Annotated in this window: 11 protein-coding genes and 1 pseudogene; 3 read left to right on the top strand and 9 right to left on the bottom strand. The window is 43.0% G+C overall.

Features of this window, described 5'->3' with window-relative positions:
- Positions 1–270 precede the first annotated feature (270 nt).
- The 6 genes and pseudogenes from UQW94_RS23480 to UQW94_RS00110 form a co-directional block, all read right to left on the bottom strand.
- A pseudogene (locus tag UQW94_RS23480) lies at positions 271–718 on the bottom strand (DUF4150 domain-containing protein); the annotation flags it as partial.
- 147 nt (positions 719–865) lie between these two features.
- On the bottom strand, positions 866–1,657 hold the full coding sequence (icmH, locus tag UQW94_RS00130) for a type IVB secretion system protein IcmH/DotU (protein WP_005373354.1): 792 nt from the start codon (positions 1,655–1,657) through the stop codon (positions 866–868).
- Positions 1,654–2,979, bottom strand: coding sequence for a type VI secretion system baseplate subunit TssK (gene tssK / locus UQW94_RS00125; protein WP_213876955.1), 1,326 nt, complete (start codon positions 2,977–2,979; stop codon positions 1,654–1,656). The genes icmH and tssK overlap by 4 nt, the downstream gene beginning before the upstream one ends.
- Before the next feature lie 11 nt (positions 2,980–2,990).
- Entirely contained in the window at positions 2,991–3,491 is a 501-nt protein-coding gene (gene tssJ, locus UQW94_RS00120) for a type VI secretion system lipoprotein TssJ (RefSeq protein WP_005386118.1), read from the bottom strand.
- The gene (locus UQW94_RS00115; protein ID WP_213866787.1) at positions 3,484–4,977 is read right to left on the bottom strand and encodes a type VI secretion system-associated FHA domain protein; all 1,494 of its coding nucleotides are present in this window, start codon (positions 4,975–4,977) and stop codon (positions 3,484–3,486) included. Before UQW94_RS00115 ends, tssJ begins: the two co-directional genes overlap by 8 nt.
- A 9-nt stretch (positions 4,978–4,986) precedes the next feature.
- On the bottom strand, positions 4,987–5,586 hold the full coding sequence (locus tag UQW94_RS00110) for a hypothetical protein (RefSeq protein ID WP_132937161.1): 600 nt from the start codon (positions 5,584–5,586) through the stop codon (positions 4,987–4,989).
- Between the two features lie 503 nt (positions 5,587–6,089).
- Here UQW94_RS00110 and UQW94_RS00105 point away from each other — a divergent pair.
- The 3 genes from UQW94_RS00105 to UQW94_RS00095 are packed head-to-tail and all read left to right on the top strand — an operon-like array spanning position 6,090 to position 11,304.
- The gene (locus tag UQW94_RS00105; protein WP_005386112.1) at positions 6,090–7,403 is read left to right on the top strand and encodes a type VI secretion system ImpA family N-terminal domain-containing protein; all 1,314 of its coding nucleotides are present in this window, start codon (positions 6,090–6,092) and stop codon (positions 7,401–7,403) included.
- Between the two features lie 27 nt (positions 7,404–7,430).
- Positions 7,431–10,820, top strand: a complete 3,390-nt coding sequence (gene tssM, locus UQW94_RS00100; protein WP_322141888.1) for a type VI secretion system membrane subunit TssM — start codon at positions 7,431–7,433, stop codon at positions 10,818–10,820.
- A gap of 31 nt (positions 10,821–10,851) precedes the next feature.
- Complete coding sequence (locus UQW94_RS00095) at positions 10,852–11,304, top strand: Lrp/AsnC family transcriptional regulator (protein WP_005373369.1); 453 nt, start codon at positions 10,852–10,854, stop codon at positions 11,302–11,304.
- Between the two features lie 54 nt (positions 11,305–11,358).
- Here UQW94_RS00095 and tssG read toward each other — a convergent pair whose 3' ends face one another.
- The 3 genes from tssG to tssE are packed head-to-tail and all read right to left on the bottom strand — an operon-like array spanning position 11,359 to position 14,523.
- On the bottom strand, positions 11,359–12,357 hold the full coding sequence (gene tssG / locus UQW94_RS00090; protein ID WP_005373373.1) for a type VI secretion system baseplate subunit TssG: 999 nt from the start codon (positions 12,355–12,357) through the stop codon (positions 11,359–11,361).
- Positions 12,354–14,102, bottom strand: a complete 1,749-nt coding sequence (tssF, locus tag UQW94_RS00085) for a type VI secretion system baseplate subunit TssF (protein ID WP_042523535.1) — start codon at positions 14,100–14,102, stop codon at positions 12,354–12,356. The genes tssG and tssF overlap by 4 nt, the downstream gene beginning before the upstream one ends.
- Positions 14,103–14,112: 10 nt before the next feature.
- Complete coding sequence (tssE, locus tag UQW94_RS00080; RefSeq protein ID WP_005373376.1) at positions 14,113–14,523, bottom strand: type VI secretion system baseplate subunit TssE; 411 nt, start codon at positions 14,521–14,523, stop codon at positions 14,113–14,115.
- Between the last annotated feature and the right edge of the window lie 12 nt (positions 14,524–14,535).

Genomic DNA, 14,535 nt, shown 5'->3' with positions numbered 1-14,535 from the left:
ATGGCGAGCGGCGACCTGCGACAAACGTACAAAAATCATTCGGATCAGGGTAAGTTTCCGTCACAATATTTTCAGCTAAAGATTGGTTCGGCGTATAAGAGTCTTGAGTTTCGCTGAGCACTAACTTGCATTCTTTTAGAGCGAGACCATTAACAGATGCTTTTCCGCTAGAATCCAGCACTCCACTCCCAATGACAGCACCTGAAGGCTCGACTAAAGAAAATTGTGCATTAGAGTAAGGGAGCCCATTTGGATATTTGCATTCTATATCCAGCGTATACGTCCCTTCCTGATCTTCCGTAACAGAAACCGATGGGTTTTGTGCCCCACCCAAACACATGGTGTTGGCTTTGTTCATGGTCATTTGATCGGACAGGCGACATACGCCCTTACCTTCAAATTTAACCGTTGGTGAGGCTGAAATGAATTTTGCTTCAGCTTCTATCGTGCCAGAGGAAACGCCTTTTCTGTCACCGCCCGCATCGCCGGTACTTTTTGAGAACGTACTGCCCTTGATAGCGACACTGTTACCGCCATCCATAGAGACTGTCGTAGTCCCACCAGCAAGGTCTGCTGATTTAGCATTGTTGCCATAAGGGATAGGGACGACTGGCTTGCCGACCTTAGTTAAACAAACATCTGGGAGCGTTGCATTCGCTTCACCACCTGAGCCTTTATGAACTATCGAAAGTCCATTCGCACCAACTGTTACGCCCATAACCAATCCATTTGAATTTTATTGATTGAATGATAAAAGAGATCGCAAACTGCAATCTCTCTAAATAACTAGTGAATTTCACTAAAAGACCAGTGATATTCACAATAAGCCCTAAAACTGGCAGAAGATCTCATTTTAGATCTCTGGTTATCTATACATTTCAAGCAGTTGCTGAAATTTTAAGTCTATGACGATGTAGGTTGCCGCATACATAAGCGCAAACGTCATCGCACTAAGACTTAAGATCAGCTTGGGTGAAATTACCCTTTTTAACGGCTTCTTTAGATATTTAGCTTTAAGGTTGATTAAAGAAACTTTTTCTTGTTCTGCTAGGCGGTCATCTCGCACTAATCGATAAATGGTGCTGCCAATTTCCGCTAACTTTTCGTTGCCACGCTCTTCACGGCCGTACTTGCCTTGGAAACCAAGTTGAAGCAATAAATAGAGAAACTCTATAACGTGACGGTATTTGCGAGGGTCGGCTTTTAAGCGGTCGAGAATAACGAAAAACTTGTCACCACCAGATGTTTCGTTATGGAATTCAGACAGTAAGCTGTTCTGGCTCCAGTGACTATTTGCTCCCCATTCTTGCCGACAAACAGATTCATCAATCGCCGCACACAAGCAGTAACGAATAACAAGAACCGAAGCACGATCGAGCTCCATTTCATTAAGTTTTCGTTCACCTTTTCGAATCTCACGTGCCACTTGTTCACGAAATGGCATCGGGTCATCAAGCCAAGGGATCGAAGACATACAAGACAGACTGGCGATCAACCATGAGAACTGGTCCACTAGCGGGTTAATACCCATGTTATCGATAGATAGATCTTGTACTGCGATGTTTCTCGACAAGTCAGGCGCTGGCATTACCTCCATTGGTTTGCCAGGCTCTGGTTGGAATAAGACTACGGTGACGTCGGTTTCTGCGTAACTCATAGACGAACGGCCCAAAGTTGCAATGATAAGTTAGCGAAATCGCCCGCAACGTGAATCGCAATCGCAGCAGTGTTCTTCAATGCCATCCACTCTTCGCCCGTTTTATCGAGCTCGAAATAGGTGTAGCCAGCGTGATACGGCAGCGCGCGTGGCACAACTGGCATTGGTTTGATCTCAATCCCAGGCAGTTGAAGGTTAATCAAGTCACGTATGTTATCGATAGAACCGATCTTCGTTTGGCTGACAAACTGGGTATGCAGGACATCCAAGGTCACGTCAGCTTTAACTGCGAGGATAAAGGTCGTCGTATCAATGATCTTATTGTCAGGGATTGCTGCCGTTCTGATGCCATAGTTCTGATCTTTTAAGGTCAGTGGAATTGCTCGTTGCTCAGACATCACGCTCAATGTCATTTTCGCACTGTCTAGGACGCGAGAAAGACAGCTAGTAAGATCACCATGATTGTACTTCGTAAACTCAATAGGTCGGCGTGTCGTTGAGCACAGCGTCGAAAGCTCACCCTCTGCCTGAAGAAGAATTCGATACAAAGATTCAGGATGCACAGCTTCTGTGCTGGCGAAATGCCAAAATAAGGGTTCGTATCGGTTGAGCGCTTGCAATAGCATAAAGTCAGAAACCGATGATACGCCTTGTTGATCCACCACCCCTAATCGCTGGACTATCGATTCCGCGCGATGCTTCAACATAGAAGCAAACTCGGTCGCAAATTTACTCAGTACTGTCGACGCATGAATATCGATACAGGTAGGAATGAAACTATCATCTAAGATCACGCTGCCATCAGGCTTCACTTCTGAGATCTTTAAGATCGGAATAGACGTGTAAGCACTCTTATCTTCATGATCGTACATTAAGCAAAAGTTAAGCTTACCGACGACGATATTTGCCATGTCTTCCGAATCATAACAAGCGTCAACCACTTCTTGAGATTCCATCGTATAGCGCGCACCGTCTTTTTTGGTACCAAACAACTCAGAACGTTCCGATGGTAACGGACAGCACAAATAAACGACTTTATCGGCAATCGAAGGATCTACATCTTTCACTTCAGGCAGCTCAGCAAGCAACGGAAGCTCAAATGGTGTCCGGTCTTGTAAAATACCTTCAGCACGAGTAATACCGATTTTACCCAGTGCTAGTAACTGAGAGTTGATTTCTAAACGTTTAATTCCCCAATGCAAAGGCGATGCATTGGCACTCAGTAGGCTCGATAGTTTACTTTGCGAACGATCGAGTTGTTGAAAATGCTGCGGCTTCATGAACATTCCATCTTGCCAAACAACTGGATTGTATAAAGACATGTTTCTATCCCTTAAAAGTAAACCTGTTCAATGCCGCGAGTGTTATCAGAAATTAACTCACTGCCCTCTAACTTGAGCTTGATGTAGTACTCGCTCTTCTCTTCAATAACTTCCACTTTTCGCCAAGACGAACCATCAATATCACGAAAAGCCACTGAAAAACCGACGGCACGAGTGTCAGGGTCTAGAGTTAGCATTTCATGAACTTTTCCACCTGGCTGTATTTGATATTCGTAACGTTTGATGTACTCATCACCCAACGACGCTTTATCGCTCTCAAACAAGGCAAAGAAATCTAAGCTTCGGAACAATACTGGCGAACTTAATTCGTGAAGACGGAGAATAACTGGAGATGACTGGCCCCCATTTCTCACATTGAGTACAGGTGATGCCTCAATAACCAATTCAATCGACGAAGTTTCTGGTGTGATACCAGTGGACTCTTTAAATTGATCCCACATGGAACAACCGGACAACATGGCAAATCCGAGTAATACGGCGATACTACGCATGGTTTCCCTTAATCACTTTGTTATAGTTTTTCTTAATCAGCCCTTTTAAGGATGTTTCATTAAGCAGGCGACGATTATTAGTGTAGAAATCTAGGTATTCGGCCCACAGCTTTGACTTAGTTGAGAACAAAGACTGGCTAGCGACCCTGTTAGCAAATGCTACGGGATCGTTCGTTTCTGACTGTTCTAAAACGAGCTCATTCAGTGCTTTGTTAAACATAACTTGGTGATCGTTCAGCTCATCGAGCATTTGTTCAACCAGTTCATTTGGAGCCAGTAATTGCTGACTATTCAAAGTGAGCATTAGCTCTGCGATGTTCGAGTTAGCCTCACTCGCACTCTGCTCATCTTTTAACGATTCCACTTCGTGCAACTCTTTCTGTAGGTTATCAATACATAAACGCAAGCAAGTGCCCATTTGCTTGAATAACTGCGCTTCGTTTGTCATCAACTCTGGATTTCGAATACCCAAACCATCAAAAAACGCTTGCGCTATATCTTGAGAGCAAACGGCCGCATCAGTATCGACTTGTGCTTTCGTCGTAGTGTTTATCGCATGCTCTGCCGTAGGTATTTGAAGTTGCTGATTAGTGTTAGGAGAAGGCGTAAAAGATTGGGTCATCTCTTCCCATTTTGACCCTGTATTAGCCTGTTCTACGACCATCTCAGTAACATTAGGCGTACGATGTTGTCTTTGAATCGTGCTATCTGGGGCTACTGTGCCAGGTTGCATCACCTCAGCTGAGGCAATATCGGCTCTATGTGCCTTACCGCTTTCTGGCGCTAATGCATCATTGACTGATGCGTTACTCTTGGTTTCCGCAGCCATCCAGTCTTCAGGGATTAGGCTTGGCTGATCGAATTCGGAATATATGCTGAAACTGTCATCGACCACCTGACGCGTGCTTTCCACGGTTCTAGGTTGTTCAGATTCTGTACGCTCATTATCACGAATTAAGTAATCGTCATCTCGCTGCATCGAAAAGTTAAGGTGAGCAACAGGATCATGACAATCAATGTCATCCTGTTTAGTCTCCATAAACAAATCTTCTAAGGCACCGACTTTTTCTTCCTCTTCGACAACCGCATCTCCTAGACTAACCAGAGGATCGCTAGATACTCGCTCAGGAGCAATATCAGCGGCGATGTCTAGTGTTGAGGTAACGTGCTCAAGAGAAACACCAATCTCATATTGCCCTAAAGAAATGATGTCGCCATCAACTATCGCAACGGGTTGATTTTTTAGTATTTTATTCCCATTTACCATTGTGCCGTTAGTTGATACGTCACTTATATAGTAGGTATCTCCATACACGCTGAGCAAACAATGAGTGCCCGATATAAAGCGGTTGTGATCGGCTAAAGACACGCTACAGCTTGGGGAACGACCTATCGAACCACCACTTTCAGGCATTTCAATATGCTTTGCACCGGTGTATTCCTCTGGACACTTTGAGATAAATAAAACTAGCTGATTTGAGTACATTTACGAACCTCAAAAGAGCAAAGAAACTGATAGTTCAAGCCCACCAATTCCATCATTTACAACCGGAAGGATATAAGAGGCCTGCGGGATAATTTGTATATGGGCGTCAGGATTACTGCCTAACTTTATAGCAGTACCAAGGGTCACAACTGCACCTAACTCAAACTGGTCGATGTCTTCAACACTCTCATAACGATAGCCCTCTTGGTCTACTTGCCAGCGATTAGAATATTGCGAGTAACCGACAGACAAGCCCGCACCAACGTATGGCGTGAAAACACTCCAAGAAGTCAACGCATATTGAGGAACAACACGAAGTTCATAGTTCGTCGCTTCTTGATATAATCCGTTTGCTGGCGCTTCAATATCTTCTGCTAGATAGTTTAGCCCTAACCACCAACGCCAACGGTTATTGTTTTCATCAATAGGACGAGTATGAACCAAGCCGAACCTAAGCGTATCCTGCTCACCACTTTTACCTTCATCGTATTTAATGCTATCGATAGTCAACATACTGGTAGAGAGTCCATATCGCTCCCCTTTTGCCATTACAACAGAAGAAAATAGACACATGGCTGAAATCAGCCCAATTTGACTTGGTTTTAGCATTTCGTCCCTCTAGGAAAACCGATATTCTACTTAGAGGCGAAAGATATCAATTATATTCTCTTTTTCAATAAGCCTAAAAAAACACCTATAATTTAATACATTTCAACTATCAGGTTGGTTGTTTTACCTACAAACAAAAACTAAAGAACCGACTACAGATTAAGTGACGAGACAGTAAATCTTTCTATTTAAATAGAAGTAACAGAATTTGATTGCTAATTGGACAAAACGTAATCTCCGATAACAATTTAGTTACTTTTTAATCAACGTTCTCATCTTCATATATAAGTTTCTTCTTATAAATAGACTTAACTATTGATATTAATATTATGAACAAAGATCACACTAAAAGTAATTTAATTTCTTTTAATGAATTTTTATTATCTAATCCGCTTATTTTGTCTATAGAATTGCGACAGATGTGCACTGCTTATAATTTAATATAACAGTAGTGAAATCCTATATAACTTAATACTTCTATATGATCAGTTGGAACTTTCCTTATGTTTTTTACCGACTTCGCTCGAAGACCAATCGATGAAAATAACCCAAGCGGCTCTAATCCTAATGGTTCTGAGGATTTTGACGAAATTAAACGTCAAATAAACAACCTGAATAAAGTCACAGGGAGAGTCTCGTGGAAAACGGTTCAAACACTCTCAAAAAAGATCTTGAGTACCCAAGCGAAAGACCTACGTTGTTGCTGTTACTTTACCGTTGCGTCAACCTATAACGACGGCTTAAGAGGCCTTGTTGAAGGGTTAAACTCAATACTTGATGTGTGTGTCGTATATTGGTTCAACGCGTATCCAGAGCATTCAAAGTCAAAGGCACGAATGAGCGCTATTGAATGGATGGTAGAGCATACTGAAAAACGAATTAATAAGCATCGGGCGTTACCAGAAGAGCTTCCATTGATAGAGGCAGCACATCAATTATGCTTGAGGATTGAGGAAGAGCTTCGTCTTCATTACGGTATTGAAGCGCCGTCATTAGGTCGCATTCGCCGTATTTTGAATCAATGGATTGAGCAGATAAAAGAACAACAAATTGCGGCTGAGTTACGCGAGAAAAAACAAGCCAACACTAGCGCTCCTGCAGCAACGCAGAAGGCACCTGAAATTAAAGTGAATGTGTCTCCCTCTCCGGCACCGGTGTCATCACCCAACCTAAATAGCCAAGAGAAAGCATCACCGGCAAAGTCTGGTCGATTTATGATCTACTTCGTTATTGGTTTGATTGTTACTGCGATATGTTCACATTTCATGTACGAGCAACAACGTTATCGAACATTGGAACAAAAAATTAATCAAGCTTCACTTAATGAACTTGTAAATTTGGTCGCCTCGTTAGATTACGAAAATAAAAAATATGCTCAGTCATTGAAAACGCAGGCGATTAATCGTGTCGATATTATGATGAATAACTGGTTTTTAGACTCGGCAAAAGTAAGTAACGTCAGCGAGCTCGATAGCTTGACCAATGAATTAATCGCGATCTATCCGGATTCGTCTTCTGCACAGCAGCTACGTCAAAACTTTTTGACACAGAGCGCCCATTTAGAAGACCAGTTTATGGATGTTTATAAGCGATTCTCAGACGCAAGAACGGTGTTTGCCAACGTAGCTAGACAGAATGTAGATAAGAACTCTGAAAAGGCGTACGAATACAGTAACTCGTTATTCCCGCTTTTAGGTCGTATTGAATACGCTGAAAAGTATTCACAGCAAAAGGAAATTGACCGCGCAACCCTTTTACTGAACATCTACCTATATAAATTGAGTCAGCTACAAGCTGAAAAAACTGACAATAAATAACAATACAATTAAAGAAGTTTTAGGCTTATGTTCAAACAAAAACTGTTTAGAAATCCAGTGGTGATTTCTACTATATTGATGTTTTTAGTGGCTGTAATTATCACCACTATTTATCTGCTTTTTCTTGACGAAATCGATCAACTTTATCTTTGGCTGACCCTTGGTGCTATCGCCATTGTTTACGTCACTTTTCAATTCACATTATGGTTGAAGAAAAAGAACAACGCTAAAGCTCAACATTTGGAAACCGAGGAAGAAGCACTTTCTATGGTTATCCAGCCTCTTCTTGCTAACTCAGGCAAGAAACCAATTTACCTGATGCTTGGTAATAAAGGGTCAGGGCGACGTCAATTTTTATTTAATTCTAGTGCAATCAAACCGATGGATCGCACTAGAACCGCTAAGAATGACTTTTTTGAATGGTACGAATCTGACAGCGCTGTGTACATCAAACCAGACCAACGCTTAGTGTTCCAGGAAGTATCAAGCAGTGATGCTTCTTTATGGAATACGTTCATTGAAGAAGTTATTCATCATCGACCTCGAAAGCCATTTTCTGGGTGTCTATTCTTCACCGATTTCGAGTTCATGATCGTCTCTGAGCCAGAGCAAAAAGAGTACACCATTTCGTCGTTATTGGCGCGCTTGAGTACCATCAACTCTAAAACGTCTTCAGCATTGCCAATCTATTTGATTATGTCAAAGCTAGACAAGTTAGATGGCTTTAAAGAATACATGCACTTTAGCTCTCTCAAGACACGTGTTGAGTTCCTCTCTATCCCACTAAAAGAAGCCAAAGGTGTATTTGCAGAGTACTACCGCGATAGCTATCGAAATCTAGTGAGAGTGCTTGAAAGTAATGCGCTAGATGCATCCGCTAATTCAACGGACATTGATGAGAAACAAGCAATACTCGCTTTCCCTAAGCAGTTTGAGCTATGTCAGTCTGAAGTCAGCTATGTGCTTGAGCGTCTATGTGATGTTAACAACGGTGTCTATTCACTAGACATCCGTGAGATTTTCTTTAGTTCGAGTCTGCAAGGCGGTCGCAAGTACAATTTACTTGCAAAAAGTTGTAGTAATTACTTCAACTTACCTATTATCGCGTCAGAGCATACTCAGTTAACAGAAACGCCTTATTTCTCTCGCTTTCTGATTGATTCACAAATATTGCCGGAAAGCGACTTTGCGGGCGAAAACAAGACGTATCTTCGTCTAATTCAGAGACAAAGCCGTTTGGCAATACTCGGCTCTATTATCCTGCTTACTGGGGGCAGTTACTTCTTTTTCACGACATTAGACAGTAACTTACACGTGATGAATCAACTCTTGAGTATCGATGACAAATCACAAGTGGAGCAAGATGCAAGATTCAATGAGCTTTTAGCGAAGGCGACGAAAGCAATAGAGCCTTCTTATGGGGCGTGGCTTAAAGGTTCTAAGGCTTTGGATGAAGAGATATTACCACTCAACATTAGCCGTTTGGATCAAAGCACTCGCATCGCTTACGAAGCATTACTTAAGGACGTTGCTCAACAGTTGATACCTCTCATTGAGAAAGGTTACCGTCTACAACTGACACAAAATCAAAACACTTTTACACGCGCTTTACCTCTATTGAAGGGGTATCTAATGCTAAACGATCCAACAAAGCGTGATATCCGTTTTTTGCGTCATCAAACTCTCCAAATGATGAACGATTTGAGCAACCAAAGTGACGTCGTCAATCAGGCGATGCGCTATTTGGACGCTTACTTTCGCACACAGTTTGATCCAATTGATATCAATATGGATCTTGTTCGCGCAACACGTCGCTCATTGCTAGCAAATTCGAATGTTGATCTCGTTTATGCAGGCATTTTAAACGAAGCAAATTCGATTGATTTAGGAACCCTAGATCTGCAACGAGCTGTGGGTTTCGAGTTTAGCAATGTGTTCAACACACCAATCGATAGCGAACGCTTGATCGTAGATAAGATCTATACCTCCACTGGTTTTAGCACTTTTTATCGACCACGCGTGGACCTAATGTCACAACAAGTCATCAGTGACAACTGGGTTTTAGGTCTGTCACAACACGTTATTCCTACTAGTGAAGAACAAGAAGCCTTCAAAGAGGAAGTACGTAAAAAATATACTGACGACTACATCAGTAATTGGCGCAATGCGCTGAGTGAACTAAAAGTCCAGAACTATGACAATGTCGGCGATCTAACGAACGCGATAGACTTAATCTCGGGCCCTTCTTCACCAATGACAACCGTACTGAAGCAGGTCTATGCCAACACACAATTTTCACCCGTTGGTGAAAAAAATGCTCTGATTTCAAAACTAGACCCGAAACTCGTGGCAGCGGCAGACTCCGCATCAGACGCAGTAGAGGAAGTAGTTAAGCCTGATTACTTGTTGATGAAACGTGTTGAACAAGCTTTTCACTTATTAAACCAACTTCAGGTCAGTGAAACACCAAACTCCCCTACTCCTTGGGATGAGACCGTAACAGCGTTAAGCCGTGTTCGCACGTATATGAAAGACATTGCTGATGCACCCGACCCGCAAATGGCGGCGCTAGCGGCAGCTCAGCATCGAATGAACAGCAGTGAAGCTGACCCATTAATAAAACTTAAACAGATTGCCCAAAAATCACCGGAACCCGTTCGTAGCTGGTTGTTAGATGTGGTTCAACAAAGCTGGTCAGTCATGATTAAAGAGTCCGCTAAAGGCATTCAAACCCAATGGTACAGCGAGATTTACACCAAGTTTAAAGAGATAGGGCTAGGACGATACCCATTTGATCTAACAGCGACCGAGGAAATCTCAATTGAAGATTTTGAATTACTGTTTGCTTCCGGTGGTTTGTTAGACACATTTATTCAGAAAAATTTTGCACCGTTCTACGATACCAATTTGTGGACGCCAAAACAGGTGGATGGCGAGACGATGCCAATCTCTCCGGCTCTGTTAGTGCAACTGCGTAACTATAACGTTATTCGAGACACATTAATTAATAAAAGCACTAACCGCGTTCATATTCCGTTTAGTGCAAGAGTACTCGATCTTGATTCTAGTGCGATTAGAGCGAGCTTAAAAATTGCAGATACCAATATAAGTTACTACCACGGTCCAAGCCGCATTCGTGAAATGGCATGGCCACCGCAAAATGGTGACTTCAATATTAGTATCACACTCCAGGATGTAACCGATGAAGGCAGACAGCACGTTTTAAATAAGAGTGGTCAATGGGCGATATACAGATTGCTAGGTGACTCGACCTTGACAAACACTCATAACGGCAGCTTTGTCAGTGACATAAAAGTGTCAGGGAGGGACTTGAGCTTACGCATCACTCCGTTGACACAGAAAAACCCATTCACTCTTGCTGAGCTGTATAACTTTACGCTCCCAGAGTCGATTTAATAACAATATAAAAACAAAATAGGCAGAACACATGATTTCAAACATGACTTTACAAGGTTTAGATAAATTAGATCGAAAAATACTTTCAAGTCTATTGTCGAATGGGCGAGAGTCGATTGCGAATCTATCCCGAAACATTGGTTTGTCTCGAACAGCAGTAGCAGAAAGAATTAATCGTTTAGAAAAGACCGGTATTATCAAAGGCTATACCGCACAGATTCGCGTAGAAAATGAAGGGCGAAAAGCCGCTAGTTATCTACTGATCTCTTGTGAAAAGGGTAAGAAGAATGATGTAACGAATGCACTTAAAGAAATCCCTGAGGTTCGCTTAACGAGCGTTGTTGGTGGCAACTTTGATATTATTGCCCTAATTGAAGCGCCCGACCTGCAGTCTATTCATCATCTTTGTAATGAAATTGAATCATTTAACGGCATTCAAAGGCTTGATACTACCGTTGTACTGCATCAGCCGATCAGTCGTTAAGCTTTTCTGACCTCTTTGAGGAAAACATAAAGGGCCGCTCGTTGAGCGGCTTTCTTATATGCTTCCGATAAGTCGAATTTTGGCGTCTTTATCCCCTGGGTTGCCTAGCCAGAACGTTTGACCTAGTTGGTTCCCTTCTCCATTACCCAGTTTGTTTTCTGGAATACTGTCTAGGTTAACTGTCAACTTTAGGTCCCACGACATTGGGTCACGCAGAATAAAGCGCATCAAGCCCACCAGCGTCTTATGTAACTCACCATCGTAGGAAAACTGCTTAAACGTTTCAAAATCAATGTTGTCGATACACAAGTTAAACTTGCCGTTCAAATCCGCAATGCTTTGTCCCAAGTGTAAGCTTTGCCCCAATACACAATTGGAACGATTGAGTTTGTTACGCTGGCTTTCAGCGATTTCTACACGTCTATAAACCCATTCTTCGATTCGCACATTCGGCAGTGAAAAGTAGTGCGAAACAATACCGGAAATAAGCTTAGGTGAACGTGTACGCGTAGATAACTGGTTCACGTAAGACAGAACTTTCGCTCGATCTAACTCCGCGACTTCACAATCTTGCATAACACTAGAGAGACCAGCCAAATGCAGTATGCGCCCAGAAAACGCATCGCTTGCCCCGCTTTTGTACTGCACGTGATATCGGTATTTCTTCCAAACACGATACAGTAAGCTTGTATAGCGGTTGTGGAAAAAGTCGAAGAAATCCTTCACTGGGTTATCATCGGGATCACGACCGACGAGTTTCTCAGTGTAAGACGCAGGCAGGGGCGAGCTTGAACCATGCAAGCCAAGAAAGTTCGTCTCAATACGTGAATATTGCTGTCCGTTTCTTTCCATATGAGTAATAAAGTCCATATCACTCTTTGGAAAGCACAGGTTTGGCGACACGCTGAACTCAATTCGCTCTTGATGGAAGTATTTGTTCTCGCCCACGGCAACAAAATTTGAGTTTGGCTCCAGCTGGTAGTGTTTCTCTAACAGCAACACTGCTTGGTAGAAACTAAACTCATTCGACTTATCAGAAAGTGTGTTAATCATAGTATCGTCTGCTGCCCGATTAGGCTTGCCCAGTTGTAAACCTCGCCCGTCGCTTCATCGAACACCTCTAGTTCGGTAAAGGAGTTCACACTCGAATACAAACGGATAAATTCATTCAATACCGTGGCCATAAGGAACATATCGCCTTCATTTACGAAGAACTTAGAGTCCGTCACGAGCTTGAATTGGTTACCACGCACAGATACACCACGAAATACGCGATCGATTGGTTTCATCTCTGAAGAAATAATGCCATCAAGTCGATGAATCGACGCGCGGTGGGCTTGTCTATCGACTCGAGAGTGGAAGTCGTAAGTCGAGAGCAACACTTTCAACACATCGATATTGGCCAAAGACAAGTAGTTGAGCGACATGTTGGCAATCAACTGCCATTGAAGTTCACCATTAACCTGAGGACTTACTGACTGTGTTGGCTTAGTAATGTTTTTAAACGTCGCATACGTTGGCGATTTGTGCGTCGCGTAAGTGATGTCTCCTACTGACAGGCGCTCCGCTAAGTCTGCGTTACTGCATTGCAGTTTCATCAATACTGTTTCAGTCCCTAAATCCGCGATGTCGCCATTGTGAGTATGGAATGAGATATAGCGCTCTAACCCTCTTCCGCTTACTCGCTCGCCCACTTTGGATTTGTAGAATTCTCGCTTATCACGCTGGTTGATTTGGTGCTCAAACGATTCAAATTCAATCAGTGGTTTTCGGCGACGCTCGTCTTTACTCCAGCTCTCCACTTGCTCAATGGAATAAACCTCGTAATGCTCCTGAGTGTTACTTTGTGGACGCACCTTGTACTCGTTTCGTCGATGCTCTAAGCGGATTGGATCGCCGTCTTTTTCAAACAAGTTAACCGCAGGTGTGCAGTGCAACCTTAAGTGTTTATCTTTAAGTACCACTTCTGAAGGCAAAGCACGCTTAAAGTGGAATTTGATTTTGACCGTGCTGCGTTGCGGAATGCCTTTTAGCCACTCTAAGCCTTTAATGTCGAAGAACATGAACTTATCTGGCAAAGAGAAGAATTCTTGCAGCAAACGGTAGCCTGCAAAGGAATTTTTGCTGTAAGGCAACAGCGCCTCGTCCTCTTCATGCCCGACTGGCTTAACGTATTCTGGCCCTAAACGATGTTTGTAGCCGCCACCAACATCCAACTCGACGTAATCTAGATAACGGAACAGCCATAAGAAGACAGTGCGAGTAATATGAATCTCACCATGCAGGTGCAAACGCAACGTATCTAAGCCGATCCGAGACAGTTCCAGGCCATGCTCCGTCGATAACGTCACATCAATCATCGAACTGGTGCGGCTGTTAGTTTGTTCGATGTTAGTAATCGTAACTGGGTATAGATTGACGTCATAACAAGTACGGAACAAACACTGCGTGCCTTCTACCTGCTCGCTGGCCATTTCCGCACCACGTTTCACCACGGTTTTCTCAGTAACACTTCCGGTATGCGGTTTTAGTTCGCTAATGCACAAAGACGGGATCGAACGCATGTAATGTGGCCACAGCAAAGTCATCAGAGATTGCGTTAGCTCAGGAAGTTCATCGTCAATCTTTTCGCGGATGCGTCCGGTCAAAAAAGCAAAACCTTCCAGCAATCGTTCGACATCTGGATCAAAAGTTCCTTCAGAGAGAAAGTGAGTTAACTTCGGATGATATTTGGCAAACTCACTACCCGACTCGCGTAAATACGTGAGTTCATCTTGAAAGTATTTACTGTTACTCAAGTGGCACCTACTAAACGTTAAATTGGCCGTCGGTTCCCATGTAGACATCGATCGACATTGGGACTTTACCGCCGTTATGGGAAACTTCGCCGCGAATACCAAAGCCGAGTTGTAATGGATTATGGTGGTCTTCACGATAATGAACCTCGACATTAAGCAGTCGGGGCTCAAAGCGCTCTATGGTTGACGTGATGTTTTTTTGAATATGGCGAACGAGGTTTGTGTTGTTAGAAAGTACGTCGTTAAAATCTGGCAGACCATACTCATTGTCGATCATTGCGTTGCCGGAATGCGTATTCAACAAGTCAGCGAGATGCGAGTGAATGGATTCAATCAAATGCTTATGAGACACCACTTTCTCGTAGCAGTTTTTTGGTTCTCCTAGCTCGATCCGCTCTAAAAGACGGTAACCTTTTTCCATATGCGGTCCTAC

The organism is Vibrio sp. PBL-C16 (assembly GCF_034321865.1).
Taxonomy (GTDB): domain Bacteria; phylum Pseudomonadota; class Gammaproteobacteria; order Enterobacterales; family Vibrionaceae; genus Vibrio; species Vibrio alginolyticus.
This window is presented reverse-complemented; position numbering and strand designations above follow the sequence as displayed.